The sequence below is a fragment of the uncultured Microbulbifer sp. genome (assembly GCF_947504145.1).
Classification (GTDB): Bacteria; Pseudomonadota; Gammaproteobacteria; order Pseudomonadales; family Cellvibrionaceae; genus Microbulbifer.
The window spans coordinates 1,199,426-1,222,308 of record NZ_CANNGQ010000001.1 but is presented as its reverse complement, the minus strand read 5'-3'; the positions used below and the strand labels follow the sequence as shown (position 1 = coordinate 1,222,308).

Genomic DNA, 22,883 nt, shown 5'->3' with positions numbered 1-22,883 from the left:
CTCAGGCGTTTTCGGAGCCAACGCTGGTGATTTCTTCCTCGGTCAACGGGCGGTAGTCGCCTTCCGGCAAATCTTCATCCAGCGCGATGTTGCCGATACGTTCCCGGTGTAGTTCCAGGACCCGGTTCTCCAGTGCCGCGAACATCCGCTTTACCTGGTGGTAGCGGCCCTCGCTGATCGTAATGCGCACTTCGTTGCGGTAGAGGATTTCCAGCTTCGCCGGTTTGGTGCGCTTTTTCTCGTTGTTGAGCCAGATACCTTTCTCGAACTTGTCGATGGCGCTGTCTTCGATGGGGTCTGCGAGGTGCGCGTAGTAGGTTTTATCGCAGTGGTGACGCGGTGAGGTAATACGGTGGGACCACTGGCCATCATCGGTCACCAGTACTAATCCAGTGGTGTCGATATCCAGGCGGCCGGCAATATGCAGTTTGTGCGCATTCGGTTCATCCAGCAGGTCGAGCACTGTCGGGTGCTCGCCATCTTTGGTCGCACACACATACCCCAGTGGCTTGTTCACCATAAAGTAGCGGGGGCCAGCCTCGCCCAGCAGCTCGCCGTCCAGGCAGAGTTCGTCTGACGGATCTACTTTGCTGGATGGGTCGGTCACCGCCACGCCATTGACGGTGATCCGCTCCTGTTTCGCTGCACGCTTTACTTCCGCCCGGGAGAGGTCGGTGACCTGGCTGATGGCCTTGTCGAGGCGTTGGGGCTTGTCGAACTGCTGGGATTTGTGATCAGCCAAGTTTTTTCTCACCGGAATCAACGGACTGATAGATCAGGGTGTTGATAGTCATGGGGCCGACGCCGCCGGGCACCGGAGTATAAGCCGCGGCGCGCTCTTTCAGCGGGCCGAGTTCGATGTCGCCCACGCCGCCGGGGTGGTAGCCAGCGTCGACAACCACGGCGCCGTCTTTGATCCAGTCAGCCTTGATGAACTCCGGGCGACCAACAGCGCCGACCACGATGTCGGCTCGTTTGATGTGTTCGGCCAGTTCCTGGGTGCGGGAATGGCAGATGGTCACGGTGGCGTTGGCATTCAGTAGCATCGCCGCCATTGGCTTGCCGAGAATCGGGCTGCGGCCAACCACAACGGCGTGCTTGCCGGCGAGCTCGATATTGTAGGCTTCCAGCAGGCGCATGATGCCTTTGGGCGTGGCGCAGCCGTAGGCTTCTTCGCCCATCGCCATACGGCCGAAGCCAAGGCAGGTAACGCCGTCCACGTCTTTCTCCAGCGCGATGGCATCGAAACAGGCCCGCTCGTCGATCTGTTCGGGAACAGGGTGTTGCAGAAGGATGCCATGGACGTTGACGTTGGCGTTCAGCTCTTCGATCTTGGCCAATAGTTCTTCAGTGGTGGTTGAAGAGGGCAGTTCCACCTGCATGGAATCCATGCCGATACGGCGGCAGGCATTTCCCTTCATCTTTACATAGGTCGCGGAAGCGGGATCGTCACCCACCAGAATGGTAGCGAGGATGGGCGTCTGGCCAGCGCTCTTTTCCTTCATGGCAGCAACGCGGGCAGACAGTTCTTCTTCGGTTTTCTGGGCAAGGGCCTTGCCGTCCAGAACCAGTGCAGACATAGGGATTTCTCAACCTGAACAGGGAGCGCAGCGCGGGAATCGGCGCTCGCTCGTGATAGTGAGCTAGAAGCTTAATTTAGGCGCGGCATTTTCGCACAAGCGGCGAACATTTTCCCTATTCAGTCATCGCTTGTGCCACAAGTTTGGTGAAAGGCTAAACTACTTTAAAAAAGAATGGCTTAGCGGCGTTGACACCCTCGGGGGGCGCAAGTAATATGCGCGCTCTCGAACGGGGGCTACCCCGCGAAAGAATATCGGGGCATAGCGCAGTCTGGTAGCGCGCCTGCTTTGGGAGCAGGATGTCGGGGGTTCGAATCCCTCTGCCCCGACCAATTTACCGGGTTTTATTGCGCCCGTAGCTCAGCTGGATAGAGCATCCGCCTTCTAAGCGGATGGCCGCAGGTTCGAGTCCTGCCGGGCGTGCCATTTATGGCATCAATCAGTTTTTCGATGGTGACTGTAGCTCAGTTGGTAGAGCCCCGGATTGTGATTCCGGTGGTCGCGGGTTCGATCCCCGTCAGTCACCCCATATTTGACCTTCTGGTCCCGATAACCCGGCTTTATGCCGGGTTTTTTGGTTTTTGGGCTTTATTGTTCTATGTGTTGCCTTTACCTGCACCCGGGCGATCTAGGATAATGCGCGCCAGTTCTCATCTTATATCGTCTTTCCGGCCACGGAACTGGCTGGTATTTATTATTTGATACTTTTACTAATCAAGACTTAGGGGAAGAAAGTGACTGAAGTAGTCGAGCGTAAGGCAACCAATGTTCATTGGCATGACGGCGAAGTAAATCGCGGTGACCGTGCTGCAATGCTGGGTCATAAGGGTGTCACCCTGTGGTTTACCGGCCTGTCCGGCTCTGGCAAGAGCACCGTTGCGGTTGCGGTAGAAAAAGCGCTGGCTGCACGCGGTGTACTCAGCTATCGCCTGGATGGCGATAACATTCGTCTCGGCATCAACTCCAACCTGGGTTTCTCCGCGGAAGACCGCCAGGAAAATATCCGCCGTGTGGGTGAGATCTCCAAGCTGTTCGCCGATACCGGCGTAGTGGTACTGAGCAGCTTCATCAGCCCGTACGCGGAAGATCGGGATCAGGTGCGCAAAATGCACGAAGCGGGTGACCTGCAGTTCATGGAAGTCTTCATTGACTGCTCCCTGGAAGCCGCCGAAGAGCGCGACCCCAAAGGCCTGTACAAGAAAGCCCGCGCCGGCGAAATCCGTGGCTTTACCGGCATCGACGACCCCTACGAAGCTCCAGTGAAGCCAGAGCTTCACCTGCGCACCGACCAGATGAGCCTCGAAGATGAAGTAGAAGCCGTCATCAAGTCCCTGCAAGAGCGCGGCATCATCGTCTAAGCCACCGCGCTCCCGACGAGTAGGAGCTTGCTTGCAGGCGAACCTTTCCACGCCCGGACTGGTTCGTCTACAAGCAGGCTCCGACGAAGACGACAAGATATACTCTCGAGCTCCTGCCCATCAGCAAAAAATCCCTTGCCATCCCCAACACTCGGATCCCTATCCTCCGCCTGCACACAATCCCGGCCCAAATAACAACCGCCCAATTCCTTCAACAATTTCTCTTCAAGTAAACTCCTCCGCCAACTCCCCGACGCTTCTCCCGGCGCCACATATACTGTTGCTGTGCCCGCTCCATTCGGCCGGTTTCAGGTAACGAGAGCGTGGCATAGGGAATACATCGCGTACGGAGGCGACTATGGCTTGGAGCGCACGGAAACTGTTTGTCCGGTTCAATACACGGCGGATAGTGACGGGAGTGGTAGCTTCATTTTTCATTCTTCTTGGCCTGGGCGGCTGGTATGTGTACGAGAAACTGCCAAGAATCCCTGGGGTGCCAAAAGCTCCGGTAGTCGGTGTGCCGGCCGGTGCGCTGGATCACGCTCCGCAGCAGGCTTACCGCGGCGATCATCCGCGTAAAAGCGGGCGCCCCACGGAATACTTTCCTTTCCCCATTGCCATTGGTGAAACCGGCCCAGTAGAAACGCTGTTTGCCGGGCCGTCTACCTATCCATTTTTGTGTGGCGAAAACCGGGTGACCGGCGAGCAGCCAATGGTGGATAACCACAACGAAGAGGGAGTACCCGTATTTTCCCTGGACGAAGATGGTCAGAAAACCGATGAGGTGATCGGCTACAGCCGCGACTGCAGCCACCCGACCGCCGTTTCGTATTTCTACCGCAGCACCGTCGATGGCCAGTTCCATCCGCTGGAAGATGCGCAAAACGATATTGATCAGGTTACCGTCAACGGCAAAACCACCGATTTTGTGGTGCGGCTTGAAACGGGCACCATTAACCGCTTTTTCTATTCCATCGCCGCACTGCGCGGCGAAGGTGAGACCACGGAAAAACCCAACACCAGCAATTGGAACAAGCGGCTGATCTATCAGTTTCGCGGCGGAGTGGGCGTTGGTCGCAGGCAGGGCAACATGGCACGCAAGTCGATCATCGATCGTCGCGCAGACCAGCTTGCGCGGGGCTATGCGGTGGTATATTCCACGGCCAATCAGACCAGTAACCACTACAACATCTGGCTCGCCGAAGACACCGCCCGCCGGTTGAAAAAACAGTTTTCCGCACTTTATTCAGAACCGCTCTATACCGTCGGTATCGGTGGGTCTGGTGGCGCGATCCAGCAATACTTGCTCGCACAGAATGCCCCCGGCGTTTTGGATGCCGCACTTCCTCTGTATTCCTACCCGGACATGGTGAGCCAGACCATTTACGTGTTTGACTGCGAGCCGCTGGAATATTTCTTTGACGTGGTGGCTGCGGAAGATCCCCGCTGGCGGGATGTTTCTGAGCGCGAGGCCGTTATCGGTCTGGCGACCAAGGAAGAGTTCGACCACCGCTTTAAAATTCTGGAAAACGCCGCCGCCCTGTTTGACGGTCGCTATCGCGCAACTGCCAATGGTGCCTCCGAATGTGTGCAGGGATGGCGCGGCCTGGTGCCACTGGTCAACAACCCGAACTTTGTGCACTTCAGCAAAAGCTTCGCTGACCCCGTTGCCAAAAATACACACTGGTCGCACTGGGAAGATCTGCGGGATTTCTACGGTGCCGACCAGAATGGCTATGCCAACAGTGCCTGGGATAATCAGGGTGTGCAGTACGGCCTGGATGCTCTTAAGCAAGGCCACATCAGCGTGGATGAATTTCTGCGTCTGAACGCCACCATCGGCGGTTGGAAAGACCCTACAGAGCAGGGCGGAGAAAAGCTCTGGTTTATGAACGGGGATATTTTTCCGATGGAGCTCTCCATCTGGAGCGAACACAACATGAACCTGGGTAGCCTCGACAACCCGGCACCAAGAAATGTCGCCAGTGTTGAAGCCATCGAGGGGATCTATCGTTCCGGCCATGTCTTCCTGGGGGATGTAGAAATCCCGATTGTCGATGTTCGTCACTACCTCGAAGGCGAGCTGGACATGCACCACAGCCTTGCATCTTTCTCCAGCAGAGAGCGTATTCGTCGTGCACGGGGGCATGCAGACAATCAATTAATCTGGATGAGCCACAAAGGCTACAACCCAATTGACGAAGCGCTGGACATCATTGATCACTGGATGCAAAAAATTGTCGAGCACCCTGAGCTGGGCGTGGCAGGGAACAAACCGGTAGAGGCAACCGACCGTTGTTTTGATAAAAATGGGAACGTACTCGCCGCCGGTCCGAGTGTCTGGAATGGCAAGTGGAATCACAAGTCTGACGGTGCCTGTATGCAGGAGTATCCGATTTACAGCACACCGCGCCAGATGGCTGGCGCCCCGATTACTGGCGATGTTTTTAAATGTGCGCTGCAGCCGATTGAGCGTGCGGTGGCCAAAGATACCTACGGCCACGCGACCGCAGCGGTCGTTGAACGGGTTGACGATCTGCGCCGAATTTTTCCGCAGGGCGTGTGTAACTACAACGCGCCGGATACCGGTCGCCCCAAGGATCAGTTGTTCCAGCACGGTGGCGACGTCATTATCGCCGGGCACCCGGTGGGCGCAGATTATCGGCAACTTCCTGCTGAATTCGCACAGGACGCAGAGCCAGAAACAGAAGAAATTCAACCCACACCGGTCTCCGTCGAAGACCCGGATGCGGCTGAAAATAATTTGTAATTTTTGGCGTCATTTTTGTTGACACAAAACTACAGTCCGGTAACATGCGCCTCGCTCTCGGGGGACAAGCCCAGAGCAAAAACGGAAACCTTCGATAAGAAGTTACCGATGTGGGTGGTTAGCTCAGTTGGTAGAGCGGCGCCCTTACAAGGCGTAGGTCACAGGTTCGACCCCTGTACCACCCACCATCTCTCACTCTTACCTGGTAAGAGTTGAACCGAGAGATGCACTACCGCGGACCGGTAGTTCAGTTGGTTAGAATGCCGGCCTGTCACGCCGGAGGTCGCGGGTTCGAGTCCCGTCCGGTCCGCCATATACGAAAAAGGCCCTGTTCGAAAGAACAGGGCCTTTTTCGTATATGTGAAACTCTCCAGCTCGCACGCTCATCAATGTTGCCTTATGTCCGAAAGTTGAATATATTTAGGTCATGTGTCCCATAGGTTTTCTTCAAGAATCAAGCCTGGAGGCAAAATGGCCAACCCCGCCCATACCCCACAGCCCACCGAAGACCAGGTCCTGCTGGAGGCCACGCTCAGCACCGCCAGCCACCTGGGCCTGAAAAAGAAAGAACTCAGCGATATCATCCACCTGGATGACCGCACCCTCCGTCGCAGAAGTGGGCTCGCCCCCCAAAGCGCCGAAGGCCAGCTGGCCCTGCTGTTGGTGCGAGCCTACCGCTCCGCCTTCGTATTGATGGGCGGGGAAGAGGGCGCCAAGACCTGGTTCGCCACCGCCAACCGGGCACTGAATGGTATCCCTAAAGAGCTGGCTCATCGTATTGATGGACTGGTACGTATCGTCACCTACCTGGATGCCATGCGGGGCAAGGTGTGATCGACCTGCGTGATAGAGTCCGCGCAAGCTCCACGCGCCTGATTGGTCGCCTGTATCGCATTATCGAATCTCAGGAAGAGGTTGCCACCAGAAGCCTAGTAGACAGCCTGCAAAAGCAGGAGGTCCTGGAAAACCTGCTGGAACAAAGCAAGCCCGCGAGGCTCCCGGGGAGCGAAGACCTGCACTACCTGCTCGCCACCCCGTTCCGCTACCCACCTTTACCCTGGGGCTCCCGCTTCGGTGGTACCGCAGAAAGCGGCATCTTCTACGGCAGTAAAACCATTCCCACCGTACTTTCCGAGGCCGCCTACTATCGCCTCCTGTTTCTGAACGACATGGAAGTACCACCGGCCAACCCGATCACCAGCTATCATCAGGTATTTTCAGCCAAATACTGCGCCAACCCGGGTGTGCGCCTGCAAAGTGAGCAATGGCAAGAGTATTGGCTGCAACTCACTCACCCATCGGAATACGCGTTTTGTCAGCAACTGGGTGCCCAATTGAGGGAGTGCGAAATCCATGGCCTGGAATCCCCTTCGGCCCGTGCACTGAGCGCCGGTATAGCCCAACTGCCGGTAAATGGCGGGGAGGGTACCAACGTCGCACTGTTTGACCCCCGAGCACTCCTCCGCCGCCCGCCCACCATTGAAGCTGAAGTCACCGCTGAGTCCACAAAAGAAGGGATCACCTTTCTGGTGAAATCCGGCAACGGTGTGGATACCGTCAGTTTTTCCAGAGATGCATTTCTGACCTCCGGGGAACTACCACAGCCCGCATGATCCGCTACCTCACCGAACTGAGCCTCGAACACTTCACCGAGGCCGCCAGAAATATCCCGTACCAACAGATCCACTCCGACCTGTTCCCGGGCCTGAACGTCTGGATCCGCCGCGACGACCTCATCGACCCGCTGATCTCTGGCAACAAAGCCTATAAGCTGATCTACAACCTGCTGGAAGCCAGAAAGCAAGGTAAAGACACCATCGTCACCTGCGGCGGTGCCTGGTCAAATCATATACACGCCACCGCCGCGGCAGGGCAGCGGTTTGGGTTCAAAACCATCGGTATCATCCGCGGTGAGCGGCCGCCGAAGCTGAGTGCCATGCTGCAGGACGCGGAGCGGTTTGGGATGGTGTTGCGGTTTATTTCCCGAAAGGAATACCGCAATCGGCACCAAGCGGAATTTCTTGAGCCAATTGGTTTCGATCCGGATTCCAGCTGGTTTGTGCCAGAAGGCGGCGCGAACAGCGAAGGGGGCAGAGGTGTTCAATTATTAGGTCGAATCATAACCGAGACAGCCCCGGTGATCTTTGACGAGTGCTGGTTGCCTTGTGGCACCGGCCTCACAGCGGGCGCCCTTGCGAGTGTACTACCGCAAACTACAAGCGTTACCGGTGTTGCGGTGGTGAGAGATGAGCCGGGCATTCGATTGGAGATCAAAAAATGGGCAGATCAGGTTGAAGATCAGAGTAAAGTAGATTTGATTCTGGGGGGGCACCATGGCGGTTACGGGCGGGTCAGCGAAAGCTTGCGGCAAACCATGACTGAGAGTGAGCGAAAAGAAAAACTAGCACTTGATCACGTTTACGGTGCAAAACTCATGTCTGCCCTGACACATTGCGCCGCCGAGCCTTTCAACGAGGAAAATAAGCGCCAAAAAAACATACTCATACTGCACACAGGCGGTGTGCAGGGTAAAAGAGGCCTGACGAATAATTAAGCGAATTTTGATTGTTAAATCACCGCTTAAAAATGAGACAAATTACCGACTTTCCAGACAGCTTCGTTCCTAATCCATGTTCGACTCGTCTTACCTCCTCAGGCATAATCAACTGTCAGTTCTGGCACGAATAGATGGGATCTAGCCAGTAAGAATCGGACGCGCGTTGCACGCTTGCCGAAGATAGTGAGAAGAACAAGCAGCACTGCCCAAATTCGGGCACCTTGGAGGAGCGGTGTCGGAATTTCAGAATATCGGCTTGATAGGACGAACCGAAAGCGAAAGCGCAGTCCTCTCGCTCAAGCGCCTGATGGCGTTTCTAGAGCGCGAAGGCTATTCCGTAGTGCTCGAAAAAAATACAGCGAATGACGTAGTCGATCACAACGCCCGTGTCTCCAGCAAAGACAAACTTGGCGAACTCTGCGACCTCGTGATCGTAGTCGGCGGTGACGGCAGTCTTCTTGGGGCAGCACGTGCCCTTGCTAAATTCAGTGTCCCCCTCCTGGGGATCAACCGTGGTCGCCTCGGTTTCCTGACTGATATCACTCCAGATGAAATTGAACAGAAAGTAGGTGAAGTCCTTTCCGGCAAATATATGGCCGAAAGCCGCTTTCTACTCGACATGTCGGTCACCCGCGAAGGCAAACCGATAGGTAAAGGATCATCGTTAAACGACGTGGTTATTCACCCGGGTGAATACATTCGCATGATTGAGTTCGATCTGTTTATTGATGGGCAGTTTGTTTATACCCAGCGTTCAGACGGGTTGATTGTTTCCACTCCAACTGGGTCAACCGCGTATGCGCTCTCTGGTGGTGGCCCCATCATGCATCCGAAACTGGATGCGATCGCGGTTGTCCCCATGAACCCACACACTCTCAGCAGCCGGCCGATTGTGGTTGAAGGCAGCAGCGAATTCAAAATTGTAGTAGGTCAACACAATACGACACATTCTTACGTTACCTGTGATGGCCATGATCAGGTCATTACTGAGCCGGGAGATGTTATTCGTATCCATAAGAAGCCGCACCGGCTCACGCTCATCCATCCGATTGATCACAATTTTTACGAGACCTGCCGCTCCAAGTTGAACTGGCAAAACAACTAATTCCAAGAAGTGAGAAGACTAATGACGAGTATTACCCCCGTTATTCTTTGCGGAGGCGCCGGAACCCGGCTCTGGCCAAAGTCTCGCAAAATGCTTCCTAAACAATTGCTGAGCCTCACTGGTGAGCAAACAATGCTGCAGCAAACGTTGGAGCGGGTTAGGGGATATGAGAAACCGGTTATTGTCTGTAATGAGGCCCACCGTTTTATGGTTGCGCAACAGGCGCAGGAAATCGGCTTCGAGTCTTTCACAATGATTACCGAGCCTGTGGGCCGTAATACCGCGCCGGCAATTGCATTTGCCGCACTCGTCGCCGCTAGTCAAAACAAGTCAACCAATTTGTTGGTGCTACCGGCGGACCACCTGTTGGAAGTCGTAGAAGAATTTCACCGTGCGGTCGACATTGGCCTGCAGGCGTCGAATAATGGTGGACTAGTAACGTTCGGTATCGTCCCTACCGCACCGGAAACGGGGTATGGCTATATCCAAAAAGCCGCCGGCGAAGTAGAGGATATTTGCCCAATCACGCAATTCGTCGAAAAGCCGAATAAAGAAACTGCCACAAAATATATCGAGAGTGGTGAGTACTACTGGAATGCAGGCATGTTCCTGTTCTCCCTACGAAACCTGATTGACGAGTTAGCTGAGCATGCGCCCGAGATTTATCGCGCTTCTGTTAAAGCGATGGATAATGCCAAAATAGAAAGCGATTTCATAAAGCTTAACCTGGACGATATCAACGCTATTCCGGCAGACAGCATCGACTATGCCTTGATGGAGAAGACAAGCCGAGGTTTTGTGATTCCTCTGGCTTGTGGGTGGTCTGACGTGGGTTCGTGGCCTTCGCTTTGGGAAGCACTAGATAAAGATGAGCAGGGTAATGTTGCCCTCGGTGATGTCATCATGGAAGATTGCAAGAATTCCCTGGTGTTTGGCGAAGATCATCTGGTTGCGGCGGTTGGTATTGAAGATCTAGTCGTTGTTGACACCAAGAACGCCACGCTAGTTGCGCCTAAAAGTCGTTGTCAGGAAGTAAAGGCCATCGTCAGAAAAATCAGCTTAGCTGGTCGCGACGAGCACGAAATTCACCGAGAAGTCGCTCGTCCGTGGGGTAAATACGACTCAATCGGTAATGGTGAGCGATTTCAGGTAAAACGCATCACTGTAAATCCAGGAGCGAGTCTATCATTGCAGATGCACCTTCACCGAGCGGAGCATTGGGTTGTCGTATCTGGTACTGCCGTTGTTCAGCGTGATGAAGAGGAAATTTTGCTCTCCGAGAATGAGAGCGTGTATATCCCGATTGGAGTGAAACACCGCCTAACTAACCCGGGTTTACTTCCCCTTGAGATAATCGAAGTACAAAGTGGAAGCTATTTGGGGGAGGATGATATTGAGCGATTTAATGATATTTATGGCCGAGCTAAAAATTAAATAATTTACCTACTGCGATCAACAATTTCTAATTGCCTATTACAGCTCTGTGGATGTCGTGATTAATTAAGAAGCTTAGTCTTCGTGAGAAATGAGTTGATTTATCTGGTTTTGGGGAAAGAATGTTCTATAAAACTGTTTTAGTTGTCACTGATAAATTTCCGCCGGAAGTATCCGGTGGGGCGGAAATAAGTCTTAATAATATGCTCTCAGAAATGAAATATCACAATATGAGAGTTGTAATTGCAGCTTTGTCTCCCGGAAGATATCAGCTCAAAAAAGAAGTTTATCGTGATCGCATAGTGTATCGAGTCCCATTTGAAGATTCTTGGCCGGTAAGCACAGTCTCGGCTGGAAAGATCAGGTTGGGATACCGGCTGTTCAAGTATCTTGCTCGGAATTTTTCAAAAGGAAATGTAAGAACTATTTATCGGTTAGGTCTCGCTGCTATAGTTCGTAAACTATGGCGGGGGCAAGCTGGAGCTTTGCCCTTGATGGATGCTGATTACCTGGTTAATTCGCGAGCGGCAAATATATTAAAGCAAGTTATTCTTGAAGTTAATCCTGATGTCATACATGCGGATAATTACCGAAGTATTGTATTAGCGAATAATTGTGGTTTGTCGATACCAGTAGTGGCATATGTAAGGGATAATCGATTCTTTTGTGCCCATAAAAATCAAGCTACAAATGTGCGAGGTAATGTTTGTGTTGTATGCGATAAAAGTTGTGTGGATAGGCGGTTTCCATCTGGTATTGAGAAAAGAGTGAAGCTTCTCATGTCGGAATCCTTACGGATACGACAACAAGCACTTGAAAAGTCTTCAGTTATCGCAACGACCAGTCAATTTCTGTGTGATCAAGTTCAGCAAGTCTTGCCGGGAAGGGAGATAATAAAGATACCAAACTTGATTGAGTCATCAGCAGAAATTGATGCTGCCCAAAAGGGAATTAAAGCATCGTCAATACCAGAGATACTTGTGGTCGGTATGATAGGCCTGAATAAAGGGCAGAACCAACTTGTTGACATCGCTAAATATCTGCGTGACTTGGTTGGTGAATTTAGAATTGTTATCGCAGGGCGAGGACAGTTGGCAAGCAAGATTCTTTCAGATGCAGAATCTGAGGGGATGAGAGATTATTTTTGGGTTACCGGGTTCATGGGGCGTGAAGAGCTTTATCGAGCATATGCGCGGTGCACGGTTGTCGCTTGCCCAACCGTTTGGCCTGAACCGTTTGGGCGCGTCCCCTTCGAAGCTGCAATGTCAGCCAAGCCTGTCGTGGCTTACGCTGTCGGTGGACTTAAGGAGAATGTTATAAATGAGGGCACTGGTATTTTAGTTCCACCGGGTGACCGAGAAAGCTTTTCTCGTGCAATTGCGGACCTGGTAAATAACAAGTCTGCGGCGGAAGAAATGGGGCGCCGCGCGCGAACTCATATCCAATCATTATTTGCGCAACAAAATTCTGCAGAAAAACTAAGCAGAGAGTGGGAGGCTTTGGCGTTTAATGAATAAGTTGCTAATTCTAAGTGTAGATTATTTCCCGAAAATCGGCGGAATTTCTTTAATGACTCATCACCTTGCAAATGGTTTCTGTCAAATTGGTTGGGATGTTACTGTGGTCGCGCCGAGGGACGCTCTTGTTCCTGCTGATTACAAAGCATCTTACAGTCTGGCAGTGGATTTTGAGTCTAAACCCAATTGTCGCGCAAATTTTAGTGGGTTGAAAGAGAGGAAGCGAATTTTTAAATATTTAAGCTCATTGGGTAGGTTTGATCATATTTTATTATTACACCCGTTTTACTATGGCTCAGCTGCGCTGGAGTATGCAAGAAAATCGTCAACAAAAATTTCTTGTTATTTTCATGGCTTTGAATTGAATAGCCAATTAATTCACCGCGATAAAATTACCCAAAAGGTACTGGGTTTTTTAACTAATGTAAAATCTTTAAAGCAGTTGACCCTAGGTTTGGTTAAAAAAGTAGATTTTATTTTTACAAATAGTAGTGAGACTGCTGAACTAGTAAGAAAGGTTAGAACTTCGAATTTATACATTACTGGCTGTGGTTTAGATGTGGATACTGTATCAGAAAAATTGCTGAGCAGGCGATGTCTAAGTCAGACAGGTCGTGGGAGTCTAAGTGGTAAAACACTTGGATTTATTGGCCGCTTGGTCGAGTCAAAGAATGTAAGATTTTTGCTCGATCTTCTACGTTTCCTGCCTGATTTTTCTTTAATTGTTGTTGGTACTGGGCCAGAAAGGGAGAGCCTAGAAGAGAGGGCGCTAACCTTGGGTGTGGAAAAGCAGGTAAAATGGTTGGGGAAAGTGGCTGAAGAGGATAAGTGGGATGCGATTGATCAGATGGATTTATTGTGTCTTCCTTCGCGGCGACTTGAGGGTGGGCAGGTAGAAGGTTTCGGAATAGTGATGTTGGAAGCTACTCTTCGAGGTGTGCCAATTGCTGTATCCCACGAGGGGGGCATGAAGGACTTCGTGCTTTGTAATAACGGTATATATCTAGATATTAAGAATAAGAAAAATAGTGCGGAGGTGATTTCTTCATTTTTGGCCGACCACGATAGGGTTGATAGGGCTGTAAATAATGCGCAACTTTTGTTAACAGAAAAGCTGACTTATAAAAAAATTGCGAAAGGAATTTGCGACGTAATTGAGTTGGATCAGGTTGATTCCGAAAGTCAGACTATTGTTGCGTAAAAGTTATTGTGATTAATCTGTCTCCTGGTTGGGTTGCTGACTTGGGATAATGTATTTTAGAGGGGCAATATGACATTACCAAATCTCTTAATAGCAGGGTGCCAAAAATCTGGGACGACGTGGCTGCATCACTGCCTGTCTAAATCCCAATATGTTTATGGTTCGGATGTGAAAGAGTTGAATTTTTTCAACCGGCCAAATTACTCTGACCATGTAACTGAGTACGAGAAAAACTTTCAAAGTGAAAAGTCGTTTAAATACTATATGGAGAGTACTCCTCATTATTTCAGGCTGCCTAGAAAAGGTGTGAATATACCGAAAAATATAAAGTCCCTTTTGGGAGAGCCTAAGATTATTGTATTGTTTAGGGATCCTACGGATAGGTATGAGTCAGCATATATCCATCACATGATGGCAGGACGGTTTGAGTATAAGACTTCGATAAATGAAGTGACGGATGCCCATCATATGCTTGCTTTGGGGCGTTACGCAGAAATCGTAAAATTTTGGGCCGGGTATTTCCCAAATATTAGATATTTCCTCTATGATGATTTGGGGAGTAAAAAATTATTAATAAAAAATGTTATGAGCTATCTCGATTTGCATAATGATTTGGAGGGGGAGCGTCTTAATTTTTTTGTTAATGCAAAGAAGAAAAAAATTGTCAGTAAGCGGAAAGGTGAGGGGTGGGGTGAAATTCCGAGATTAACAGCTGAAGCCCGGAAAAAATTGAATGAGTACTATTTTTCAGATGTGCAGGAGTTGTCATCTTTAATTGATAGAGATTTGTCTCACTGGCTTAAGTGACCTAATGCCAAGGTTTGAGCTGGGCGTAAGCTGAGATGTATTGGTATTATAATTTTTTTGGTTCAAATGAGCTGTTTCATGAGTTACATGACGATTTTTATAATTTTACTCCATTTCTGAATAGAGCTAGTGCGAGATCGCTGTCATATAGTTGTGAGAATCTGCTAGGCGACTGATCGGATATTTGGAGGTGCTTTTTGGATTTCGAATTTTATGCATGCTAATTTTGTGAATGTTTTAGCTCGAGTGAAGCAAGATAAGTTAAGTGCGGCAGCCCTCATATTAGGCTTTTTTGCTGTCTGTGCCTATTTCATTCAAGCTCTAGGTATGGGATTTTGGCGGCCTGATGCGTGGGGCTACTCGGTAGATGAGCTGAGTGAATTTCGGGGGAGTCAGCGTTGGTTGGCACCCTTTTTCCATCATTACTTACGGGAGCTTCCCCTAGCTGTAGGGTGGATTTGTTTTATACTGGGTTGGTGGGTTCTCGGTTATCGCGTTGCAAAAAACTATCTTGGCGCTAATGCGTGCTGGATGCTCGCATCGACTGTGGCTCTCGTCTTCGTGATCAATCCGAGTTTGATTGGTCAAAGCTTTTGGCCGCTTCACAGTTTGGCTGCCTTAATTATACTGCTTTTGATGGATCAGTTGCGGGGGAGTGTTTCAAAATTCGTTCTGATACCTGTTGGTACAGTATGTCTTTATGCTATTCTGCAATCGTTCGCATTTCTTACGTTGATATTTCTGCTCCCCACCAAAAAAGAATTGGAAGTTGCTTCCCTTGGGTGGTTATTGAAGCGGGGGATGTATGATTTATCTTTGTGGGTGGGTTCCCTTGTTGCTGGGGTATTGGTAGCTAAGCTGGCTCAGCTTATTTATTTTGGCGAAATTACTGGCCTTTTACCGCATAGGAACTTAAGGCCGGTAGCTACTGTCTCTGATCTGATTGGTAACCTGATCCATAATTTGGAAGTGTTTTGGCATCATTTTCTTGGGGCGTATTCACTTTTCGGCATCTTGACATTTTCCGTTTTGGTATTCGGAGGCGTAGCTCTTATTGCATGGAAGCGGGGGGATAGATCGGGGGTTGCAAAACTACTGGCCGTAATGGCTTTTTACTCTCTCCCATTGGCTCTAGGTGTTTATTTAATAACTGCGCCCCTAGGTTCATTAATATCTTTTCGTTCAGGTTTTGGCGCTGGATGCGCTATTTTTATTGCACTCTTGGTTTCACAGTTAGTCGTAAGTGATCGCAGGTTCCTGTACTTGTGTATGTTCTCCCTGTTAATTCCAGCTTTTGGTCTTTCGTATGCCAATTTTAAGCGTTTTTCTGTAGGGACAGGTGAGATAGTTGCCACAATTTCAGAATTTAATTGGCGGGGGGCTGATAAACCTAATGTTTATATTGTTTCCTCTAAGGCTGAGTGGCCTATTACTTGGGAGTATTCTACCAGGTATTATCCGAAGTTATATGGGCGATACCAAACAGCGGAAAGATCCAAAGGTGCATTCTGGGAGTTGGGTTTACCTGAGCCAATTTGGTGTGTTAATGAAAAAAGGAAAAAGTATAAAGGAATTTGTGAGGAACTGCGTAAGCCGCCAAGTGCAAATTGTTCAAAATTGAACTCACGCATATGTGTAAAAAAAATAGATTTACAGAACTTTGTAATTTTCATTGATTAATTTATTGCAGGATTATAGTTGCGTAGGCGTTCTTCCATGTGGGATAAGAGTTTCTCGGCATATTAGGGGAGGGTGTTCAAAACTCTGTGTCAGCCATATAGCCTCATAGGCTGCTGTGTTTTCCAAGCGCTCCGGGAAGTGAATCGTCAACTGTGACAGCGTCAGGTTCCAGGTCTGAATTGGGTGCGTCCAGCGCGCTCAGAGGCTTTGAGTATGCCCGCGTACAGAAGCTTGAGTAAGCCGCTCTCGCTGGTGAAGACGCCCTTGGTTTTGGTCAACTTGCGGAACTGCCGGTGAACCGCCTCTACGGCGTTGGTGGTGTATATCGCGGTCCGCACATAATCCGGGTATTTAAAGTAGACTGACAGGGTCGCCCATTTGCTGCGCCAAGACTTGAGAGCCATCGGATATTTGTCGCCCCACTTGACCTCCAGCTCATCCAGGGCACTCTCTGCGGCATTCAGGGTCGCGGCTGTATCAGCCATGAAGACCTTCTGGTTCTTGGAGGCAACGTACTTCAGCGAGTTGCGGATTTGGTGAATGATGCAGTGCTGGATTTCGGTTTTTGGGAAGATGCTTTCGATGGCTTCGGGGAAGCCTTTCAGGCCCTCTACGCAGGCGATCAGGATATCCGAACTCCTCGATTGTAGAGATCGGTGAGCACGCTCAGCCAGTGGTGAGCGCCCTCTTGATCGGATAGATACAGGCCCAGTAGTTCCTTCTTCCCCTCAATATTCAGGGCAAGAATGGTGTAGATGGCCTTGCTGACATCGCGGCCATTTTCTCTGATTTTGTAGTGGATGGTATTGAGCCAAACGATGGCGTAGACCAACTCCCGCCCACGCCACGCCTGCAGCTCCGTGTCTGTTGCCGCGCTAATGGTCCCATTGGAAAGCTCCATGTCATACATGTCAGCGATGTGGGTACGGATGTCCTGGTAACTGTTACCCAGCGCAAATAGGGCAATATCCTTGCGCTCCAGTTCACCGGTAAGATGCGTCTGATGTTTTTTGACGATTTGCGGTTCAAAGGTGCCAGCTCGATCGCGCGGCGCGTATCCCAGCTCGAAGTTCCCAGCCGGGCTCTTCATGGCCTTGGAGGTACGGCCGTGCTTGCGGTTGGGCTGATCCTCGCTGGCGAGGTGCTCATCCAGTTCCGCCTGCATGGCGGCCTCGGTGAGCTGTTTGATCAGGGGAGTGAGGATGCCGTCTTTACCGCTTAGGTCTTTGCCTTCACGCAGCGCCTTGATAGTGGCATCCATGTCGAAAGTGGGTTTGGTCATAGGCCATCTCTTTTCGATCAATGGTAAAGAAATGACACGGAATTCTGAACACTACCTATTAGGGGTAATAAAATTAACGATAGGTGTGTTGAATGGCTTGCTTCTGAGTGATTTTCCTGCAAGTCTTGAACTTTTAATCTTTGAGGTATTCTGTTGTTACTTCTTTTGCGCACCCGGCTGCTCGTATATTGCCATTTTCAATCCATATCGCTTTGCTGCAAAGATTGTTTATTGTTTTTGGCGAGTGAGATACGAGTATGACCGTTTGTTCGGAATTGAGTTTTTGCTTTATTAATTTCTTTGATTTTTCCTTAAAATTTTTGTCTCCCACACCTAAAATTTCATCGAGTAACAGAATGTCCGGTTTTGCTTGAATCGCAATTGAAAAGCCAAGCCTAGCGCGTTGCCCAGCGGAATACGTTTTAAGCGGGTGGCTTGCTATGTGTTCCAGTTCGGCAAATTGCATTATTTCCTGAATTCTTGCTTTAGCTTCTCGGATTGATGAACCATTAGTAACGAGCGCCATTATTGCATTCTCTTTGCCGGTCAGCTTACGGTTAAATCCAAGGTTGAGTGCTAGTAGTTGTGAGGAGGTGTTGGGCGATCTGTATATTTCGCCTTCATCGGGCTCAATTATGTTTGCGAATAGCTTTAATAGAGTGCTTTTCCCTGCGCCGTTTCGACCGATTACCCCAAGGGTTTCGCCTCGGTAAAGTTTAAAGTTTAAACCTCTCAATACCCATTGCTTTGATGAAAAAATGCTTAGGCGTTTTCGGTATGCAACACCAACGTTTTGAAAGTTTAGTAATAACTCTTTCATTACATTACTCTGGGGTAGAAACGATCGAAATATTTAAGGGTTATTAATCCGAAGGCTGCTAACGATAACCCAAAAGCGAACGGGTACGTAAGAGCTGATAAGTTTGTTTCTCTACCTAACAGTAGACTGGTTCGGTAGCATTCAATAATTCCGGTTAGTGGGTTTAAATATAGTATTTGTTGTATGTTTTCGGGTCTTTCTTGAATGTCAAAGAAAATTCCTCCGGTGAAAAGAAGGCAAGTAATCGAAATTGGAATAATGTTGGAGAAATCAGGAATGATTGGAATGACTGCGGCTGTTGCATAGCTTAATCCAAGATTTAATATTAATTGCGTGGCAACTACCGGCGCGATGTCGAGCCAATGGATATCTTCAGGTGCTCCAATTAATAGAACTGAAAAGGCGAGTAACGGAAGTACAATAAAGAATCTTAGTGTAAGAGTTAGGTTTGTTGCGGTGGGGAAGATCCACTTAGGTAAATAAAATTGGCTAAGAATTCCCTTGTTATTTGAAATGGCGCTCGCGCTATTGTTTATGGTAGATGCGGTCCATTTAAATGGAAATAGGCCACACATGAGGAATAGTACGAAACTAGTGCCTTTATCGCCGCCTCTCAAACCTGTGGAGAATGCTAAGTAGAATACTGCGGTTAACAGGAGAGGCTCTAAAACCCACCAGAACGTACCAAGATACGTGTCTTCAGAGTCAGCTTTTAGTGCGCCGAGCCCGCGAACCCAGATGATGCTCAGGTAGTGTTTAAACATCTTTTAGTGACAAGTTCTTCTATGTTGAAAGTGGAATGCCTGTGATTTTGGATAGATTCAATAATCGTAAGGCTCATGCGATTATCAGAGTAAAACCTTAGAGTTCAAATATACTAGATTTTTGGTCCAAGCAGTAGTCTGTTCTCATGTTTGCGACCATGATCATGGTATTATCGTGTGCGTTTGTCTATAGGGGGATTGGATTTGAGCTTATCGAATAAAGTAGTTCAGTGTTATCGAACATTTTTTCCCGAGAGTCACGGTGGGCTAGAACATGTTGTTCTCGAACTTGCGCGAGGTACAGGGGGGGAGGTTTTAACTTTGGCCAATACTAAAACTACGGAAGGGGTGTACGATGGCGTAAAATTTAAGGCGGCGCGGCGTTGGTTCAGTGTAGCATCCTGCTGTGTAGGGCCGGGACTTTTTAGGCTTCTATTTAGAAGTTCAGCTCGCCTCCTGCACTTTCATTTCCCCTGGCCGTTTGGTGATCTGCTGTATTTATTTGCTGGCCGCAATCGCCCCTTAATTGTGACGTATCACTCTGACATTGTGCGCCAAAAATTGTTGGGGGCAGTTTATCGCCCGTTATTGGAGCGTTTTTTAGATCGTGCTGACCGAATAGTAGCCACTTCGGATAATTATTTAGAAACAAGTCCGGTGCTGGCAAAATACAGGGATAAGGTTGAAGTCATTCCTCTTGGAATTTCTGAGTGCTTCTATCCAGGGTCTTCAAGCAAGCTTCTGATTGAATTGGAGCGAAAGTTTGGTAAGGACTTTTTTTTGTTTATCGGGGTTCTCCGTTACTACAAGGGCTTAGATTACTTGATTAGGGCCGCAGTTGGGCAGCAGTTTAAAGTTCTTGTTGCTGGTCAGGGGCCAGAATTTGAGCGGCTTCTTGCTCTCAAAGATGCGTTAGGTGCGGATAACGTGGAATTCGTGGGTTACGTTAGTGAGTGTGAGAAGGCTTGCCTGATGTCGCTATCTAGAGCTGTGGTTTTTCCTTCACATTTGCGCTCTGAGGCGTTTGGAGTAACTCTTGTGGAGGGATTGATGTTCGGCAAGCCATTAATCTCATGCGAGATTGGGACGGGCACTAGTTATGTGAATGACAATGGTAATACTGGATATGTGGTTCAGCCGCGAAGTTCTGATGCGCTTCAGGAGGCAATGATTGAGCTATGGGGTAATGCGGAATTGGCAAAAAATATGGGTTGCTTTGCTCGTCAGCGATATGAAAAATTATTTACTGGTGAGCGTATGGTTGAGTCTTATAGGAGGCTTTACAGTAAGGTTCTCGATGAGAGTGGGGCTGTAAGTTAATGGCCAAAATAGCAGTTGATGCTCGCCCTCTTGCAGACCCCACAACTGGTATCGGGCGTTACACGTGGGCAGTCTTGAAGCGCTTAATTCGTAGTGAGCACAATTGGTATCTTTATAGTCATAAGCCTCTTTTGCACGATTTTGGCTTGTCACAGAATGTCGTCATTCGCTCCGGGAATATCCGGCCTAATGCATTAGGTTCAATTTTTGCTCAGGCGGTATTTCCGGTGTGGTGTCGGAGAGACCGTGTCGATTTATTTTGGACTCCTCGTCATCACTTGCCAATGTTTATAGGTGCATCTACAGCTCGTCTAGTGACTATTCACGACCTCGTTTGGAAAATGTATCCATATACAATGCCCCGACTTGGTAGATACCTTGAGCGAGCCTTGATGCCGCAATCTTTGAAGAAGGCAGATGCGGTGGTAGCAGTCTCCGATAGCACGGCTGATGAGCTTGTTGAGTCATTTCCCATGTATGCCAACAAGCTGCGCACAATTTATGAAGCGCCGTTTATCGAGGCGTCAAGTTCCCGGGTCGTTTTGGGGGGCTACTTTTTATTTGTTGGTACAATCGAGCCGAGGAAGAACCTTCTCCGGCTTCTCGATGCTTATAATGTATATCAATCTAATGTAAATAACCCTTTACCTTTACGGATCTGTGGTGGGGCAGGATGGGGTGTTCCTGGGCTTGAGGGGCTTATACAGTGCAAAGGGTTGTCTGATTATGTTCAAGTTCTTGGTTATGTGGATGATGAGAAGTTAGTCGAACTGTATAGCAACGCGAGAGCAGTACTTTTGCCTTCGCTTTACGAGGGGTTTGGCCTGCCTATTGTGGAGGCGTTTGGCCAGGGGACGCCGGTAATAACCTCGAATCGTGGCGCAATGAGAGAAATTGGCGGAGATGCAGCGCTGTTAGTGGATCCGGAGAGTGTAGATCAAATAGCTGCGTCTCTAAATGAGTTGACTGTTAATATACCACTAGTTGAAAGGCTTCAAGGCTTGGCTACTAAAAGGGCTGGGCTATTTTGCTGGGATCGCGCAGCTGAGCAAACGCTCGAATTGATGGAGTCATTAATTTCCATATAGATCTCAAAGTTTTAGGGTAAGATAAGTGTGTGGATGGCACAATTTTTAATGTCTCCTTTTGCTGTAAATTCGGGAGCTGGAATGAGTGAGTATTTCTCTGTTTGTTTGAGTCTAAGGTTCAGTTGAGGGTGCCGAGTACTCTCGCGAAAAAAGTGCTGGATCGATATTGGATGTTTTGTTTGTTTGAAATTTATTATTGAAAACAGTGGTCGTTTACGGTGAATGTTATTGTGGAGTGTTTTTTATCCGATAGCTTGCAGATTTGTTGCCGATGAGATACAAAGTGACACAAGAATTCCAGTAATAACTCCGGCGATAATTTCAATTCGAGTGTGCCCAATGCGTTCTCGTAATTTTGAGGTTTGCTTTTCTTGTGAATTGGTAATTTGATTTAAAGCCTTTGCGTGTTTTCCAACTTGTTGACGCAGGCTGTTCGCATCAAGAATCACAATAAACGCCAATGTGATCGCTACGCCAAATGCTGGATGATCAATCCCTTCCTTTAGGGCAATCAGTGTTGCTATGCTACTCACGATTGCACTGTGATTGCTGGGTAGGCCGCCGTACCCGATCAATCCAAAGGCCAGTTGCCTGGCTCTGATACTGTTGATCATAAATTTTAGAGAGCCGGCCACTAGCCAGGTCACAAACGGCGTGACAAGGTAAATCAGGTTCATTGGTATTATACTCCGGTGGGCCAGATTGCGGCGGTGCTGGCCGCTCCCCAAGCCAAAACTGTAACAATGAGTTGTTTGTCTGAGTACAACGCGTCAGTAGGGGACTCACCCTCGTTTCGGCTTTCAACCACAAACCAGTACCGAAATAATCCAAAGATAACCAGTGGCACTGTGATAACCAGCTCCGGGCGTTCGTTCATTACGAACAGGCTGTAAAACAGAAGTGCGCCGACGGCAGCCATCTCTGCATAGCGGTCGATCAGCGAAACGGTGTAATACTGAAGTACGTTCCTCCCTTCACTACCACTCTGGGCGAGCTCCTGCCGACGTTTGATGGCGGCAAGGTACAGGGCCAGGCACATAGTGGTGGTGAACATCCACGGGGACACCGGGACATCAATAGCCGTGGCGCCGGCGTAAACCCGTAATACAAATCCAATGGCGATAGTAAAGATGTCCAGTACTGGTTGGTGTTTCAGGTGGAAGCTATAGGCAAAGTTCAGTGCGATGTAGCTAGCTATTACGGCGATAACGCTGGGGAATAGGGTGAAACCCCAGATAAGTCCACCGTACAGAACGGCGAGTAAAGCCAGTGCTTGGGGTTTGGACACCTTCCCGGATGCTAGGGGGCGCTTCAGAGACTTGGTCGGGTGCTTTCGGTCACGCTCAATATCTTGATAGTCGTTGATAATATACGTAGCCGATGAGGCGACGCAGAATAGCGCCACAGCGATTAAGGCCTGGGAGATGGCAGTTCCGCTCAAAAATTGACCGGAAAAGATAAGTGGGGCTAAAACAAATGAGTTTTTAATCCACTGTTTGGGTCGCATGAGTGTAATGAGGCTGAGTGGAAGCCATTTCTTTCCCTCCACTAATACCGTAAAATCCAGCAAAATCTCTCTCCAAATCAACAACTTGTAGAA

The 22,883-nt window shown here is 49.3% G+C and carries 19 protein-coding genes, 5 tRNA genes and 1 pseudogene; 18 read left to right on the top strand and 7 right to left on the bottom strand.

The window, feature by feature from the left end; genetic code table 11:
• Window position 1: 1 nt before the first annotated feature.
• Window positions 2-742: a 16S rRNA pseudouridine(516) synthase RsuA gene (gene rsuA / locus Q1A74_RS05465; protein WP_299593168.1), complete on the bottom strand. Its 741-nt coding sequence runs from the start codon at window positions 740-742 to the stop codon at window positions 2-4.
• Window positions 735-1,580, bottom strand: coding sequence for a bifunctional methylenetetrahydrofolate dehydrogenase/methenyltetrahydrofolate cyclohydrolase FolD (gene folD, locus Q1A74_RS05460; protein WP_299593165.1), 846 nt, complete (start codon window positions 1,578-1,580; stop codon window positions 735-737). Before folD ends, rsuA begins: the two co-directional genes overlap by 8 nt.
• 255 nt (window positions 1,581-1,835) lie before the next feature.
• Between folD and Q1A74_RS05455 the strand changes: the two genes are divergently transcribed.
• The 16 genes from Q1A74_RS05455 (at window position 1,836) to Q1A74_RS05380 (ending at window position 16,009) form a co-directional block, all read left to right on the top strand.
• A tRNA-Pro gene (locus Q1A74_RS05455) sits at window positions 1,836-1,912 on the top strand.
• A 17-nt stretch (window positions 1,913-1,929) separates the two neighbouring features.
• A tRNA-Arg gene (locus Q1A74_RS05450) sits at window positions 1,930-2,006 on the top strand.
• A gap of 27 nt (window positions 2,007-2,033) precedes the next feature.
• Window positions 2,034-2,109 (top strand) — tRNA-His (locus tag Q1A74_RS05445).
• A gap of 205 nt (window positions 2,110-2,314) precedes the next feature.
• The gene (cysC, locus tag Q1A74_RS05440; protein WP_299593162.1) at window positions 2,315-2,938 is read left to right on the top strand and encodes an adenylyl-sulfate kinase; all 624 of its coding nucleotides are present in this window, start codon (window positions 2,315-2,317) and stop codon (window positions 2,936-2,938) included.
• Window positions 2,939-3,356: 418 nt separating this feature from the next.
• Window positions 3,357-5,708: a DUF6351 family protein gene (locus Q1A74_RS05435; RefSeq protein WP_299593159.1), complete on the top strand. Its 2,352-nt coding sequence runs from the start codon at window positions 3,357-3,359 to the stop codon at window positions 5,706-5,708.
• A gap of 112 nt (window positions 5,709-5,820) precedes the next feature.
• A tRNA-Val gene (locus tag Q1A74_RS05430) sits at window positions 5,821-5,896 on the top strand.
• Window positions 5,897-5,944: 48 nt separating this feature from the next.
• A tRNA-Asp gene (locus tag Q1A74_RS05425) sits at window positions 5,945-6,021 on the top strand.
• A 158-nt stretch (window positions 6,022-6,179) separates the two neighbouring features.
• On the top strand, window positions 6,180-6,542 hold the full coding sequence (locus tag Q1A74_RS05420) for an MbcA/ParS/Xre antitoxin family protein (protein ID WP_299593157.1): 363 nt from the start codon (window positions 6,180-6,182) through the stop codon (window positions 6,540-6,542).
• Window positions 6,539-7,321 (top strand): RES family NAD+ phosphorylase, encoded by a 783-nt coding sequence (locus Q1A74_RS05415; RefSeq protein ID WP_299593154.1) that lies wholly within the window; start codon window positions 6,539-6,541, stop codon window positions 7,319-7,321. The genes Q1A74_RS05420 and Q1A74_RS05415 overlap by 4 nt, the downstream gene beginning before the upstream one ends.
• Window positions 7,318-8,262 (top strand): 1-aminocyclopropane-1-carboxylate deaminase/D-cysteine desulfhydrase, encoded by a 945-nt coding sequence (locus Q1A74_RS05410; protein ID WP_299593151.1) that lies wholly within the window; start codon window positions 7,318-7,320, stop codon window positions 8,260-8,262. Before Q1A74_RS05415 ends, Q1A74_RS05410 begins: the two co-directional genes overlap by 4 nt.
• 235 nt (window positions 8,263-8,497) lie before the next feature.
• Window positions 8,498-9,370: an NAD(+) kinase gene (locus tag Q1A74_RS05405; protein WP_299593149.1), complete on the top strand. Its 873-nt coding sequence runs from the start codon at window positions 8,498-8,500 to the stop codon at window positions 9,368-9,370.
• A 21-nt stretch (window positions 9,371-9,391) separates the two neighbouring features.
• Window positions 9,392-10,804 carry a mannose-1-phosphate guanylyltransferase/mannose-6-phosphate isomerase gene (locus Q1A74_RS05400; protein WP_299593146.1) on the top strand — a complete coding sequence of 471 codons (1,413 nt, stop codon included), beginning with the start codon at window positions 9,392-9,394 and terminating at the stop codon, window positions 10,802-10,804.
• 122 nt (window positions 10,805-10,926) lie between these two features.
• Entirely contained in the window at window positions 10,927-12,321 is a 1,395-nt protein-coding gene (locus Q1A74_RS05395; RefSeq protein WP_299593143.1) for a glycosyltransferase family 4 protein, read from the top strand.
• Window positions 12,314-13,522, top strand: a complete 1,209-nt coding sequence (locus Q1A74_RS05390; protein ID WP_299593140.1) for a glycosyltransferase family 4 protein — start codon at window positions 12,314-12,316, stop codon at window positions 13,520-13,522. Before Q1A74_RS05395 ends, Q1A74_RS05390 begins: the two co-directional genes overlap by 8 nt.
• 69 nt (window positions 13,523-13,591) lie before the next feature.
• Window positions 13,592-14,329 (top strand): sulfotransferase domain-containing protein, encoded by a 738-nt coding sequence (locus Q1A74_RS05385; protein WP_299593137.1) that lies wholly within the window; start codon window positions 13,592-13,594, stop codon window positions 14,327-14,329.
• Window positions 14,330-14,542: 213 nt separating this feature from the next.
• The gene (locus tag Q1A74_RS05380; protein ID WP_299593135.1) at window positions 14,543-16,009 is read left to right on the top strand and encodes a hypothetical protein; all 1,467 of its coding nucleotides are present in this window, start codon (window positions 14,543-14,545) and stop codon (window positions 16,007-16,009) included.
• A 117-nt stretch (window positions 16,010-16,126) separates the two neighbouring features.
• Here the strand turns inward: Q1A74_RS05380 and Q1A74_RS05375 are convergent.
• From Q1A74_RS05375 to Q1A74_RS05365, 3 genes and pseudogenes are all read right to left on the bottom strand, one after another.
• Window positions 16,127-17,291: pseudogene (locus tag Q1A74_RS05375) on the bottom strand (IS256 family transposase); the annotation flags it as partial.
• Between the two features lie 133 nt (window positions 17,292-17,424).
• Window positions 17,425-18,111, bottom strand: coding sequence for an ABC transporter ATP-binding protein (locus tag Q1A74_RS05370; RefSeq protein ID WP_299593132.1), 687 nt, complete (start codon window positions 18,109-18,111; stop codon window positions 17,425-17,427).
• Window positions 18,111-18,875, bottom strand: coding sequence for an ABC transporter permease (locus tag Q1A74_RS05365; RefSeq protein WP_299593129.1), 765 nt, complete (start codon window positions 18,873-18,875; stop codon window positions 18,111-18,113). Before Q1A74_RS05365 ends, Q1A74_RS05370 begins: the two co-directional genes overlap by 1 nt.
• A 177-nt stretch (window positions 18,876-19,052) precedes the next feature.
• On the opposite strand from Q1A74_RS05365, the gene Q1A74_RS05360 reads away from it, so the two are divergent.
• Window positions 19,053-20,195, top strand: coding sequence for a glycosyltransferase (locus tag Q1A74_RS05360; RefSeq protein WP_299593126.1), 1,143 nt, complete (start codon window positions 19,053-19,055; stop codon window positions 20,193-20,195).
• Complete coding sequence (locus tag Q1A74_RS05355) at window positions 20,195-21,283, top strand: glycosyltransferase family 1 protein (protein ID WP_299593123.1); 1,089 nt, start codon at window positions 20,195-20,197, stop codon at window positions 21,281-21,283. Before Q1A74_RS05360 ends, Q1A74_RS05355 begins: the two co-directional genes overlap by 1 nt.
• A 242-nt stretch (window positions 21,284-21,525) precedes the next feature.
• Here Q1A74_RS05355 and Q1A74_RS05350 read toward each other — a convergent pair whose 3' ends face one another.
• The gene (locus Q1A74_RS05350) at window positions 21,526-21,960 is read right to left on the bottom strand and encodes a divergent PAP2 family protein (RefSeq protein ID WP_299593120.1); all 435 of its coding nucleotides are present in this window, start codon (window positions 21,958-21,960) and stop codon (window positions 21,526-21,528) included.
• 5 nt (window positions 21,961-21,965) lie between these two features.
• The gene (locus Q1A74_RS05345) at window positions 21,966-22,853 is read right to left on the bottom strand and encodes a decaprenyl-phosphate phosphoribosyltransferase (RefSeq protein ID WP_299593117.1); all 888 of its coding nucleotides are present in this window, start codon (window positions 22,851-22,853) and stop codon (window positions 21,966-21,968) included.
• Window positions 22,854-22,883 lie beyond the last annotated feature (30 nt).

Bases quoted from the DNA above. Each gene is read 5' to 3' on its own strand.
- Q1A74_RS05390 (WP_299593140.1), top strand. From the start codon at position 12,314: ATGAATAAGTTGCTAATTCTAAGTGTAGATTATTTCCCGAAAATCGGC.
- folD (WP_299593165.1), bottom strand. From the start codon at position 1,580: ATGTCTGCACTGGTTCTGGACGGCAAGGCCCTTGCCCAGAAAACCGAA.
- Q1A74_RS05365 (WP_299593129.1), bottom strand. From the start codon at position 18,875: ATGTTTAAACACTACCTGAGCATCATCTGGGTTCGCGGGCTCGGCGCA.
- Q1A74_RS05355 (WP_299593123.1), top strand. From the start codon at position 20,195: ATGGCCAAAATAGCAGTTGATGCTCGCCCTCTTGCAGACCCCACAACT.
- Q1A74_RS05410 (WP_299593151.1), top strand. From the start codon at position 7,318: ATGATCCGCTACCTCACCGAACTGAGCCTCGAACACTTCACCGAGGCC.
- Q1A74_RS05350 (WP_299593120.1), bottom strand. From the start codon at position 21,960: ATGAACCTGATTTACCTTGTCACGCCGTTTGTGACCTGGCTAGTGGCC.
- Q1A74_RS05400 (WP_299593146.1), top strand. From the start codon at position 9,392: ATGACGAGTATTACCCCCGTTATTCTTTGCGGAGGCGCCGGAACCCGG.
- Q1A74_RS05370 (WP_299593132.1), bottom strand. From the start codon at position 18,111: ATGAAAGAGTTATTACTAAACTTTCAAAACGTTGGTGTTGCATACCGA.
- Q1A74_RS05385 (WP_299593137.1), top strand. From the start codon at position 13,592: ATGACATTACCAAATCTCTTAATAGCAGGGTGCCAAAAATCTGGGACG.
- Q1A74_RS05395 (WP_299593143.1), top strand. From the start codon at position 10,927: ATGTTCTATAAAACTGTTTTAGTTGTCACTGATAAATTTCCGCCGGAA.
- Q1A74_RS05380 (WP_299593135.1), top strand. From the start codon at position 14,543: ATGCATGCTAATTTTGTGAATGTTTTAGCTCGAGTGAAGCAAGATAAG.
- Q1A74_RS05420 (WP_299593157.1), top strand. From the start codon at position 6,180: ATGGCCAACCCCGCCCATACCCCACAGCCCACCGAAGACCAGGTCCTG.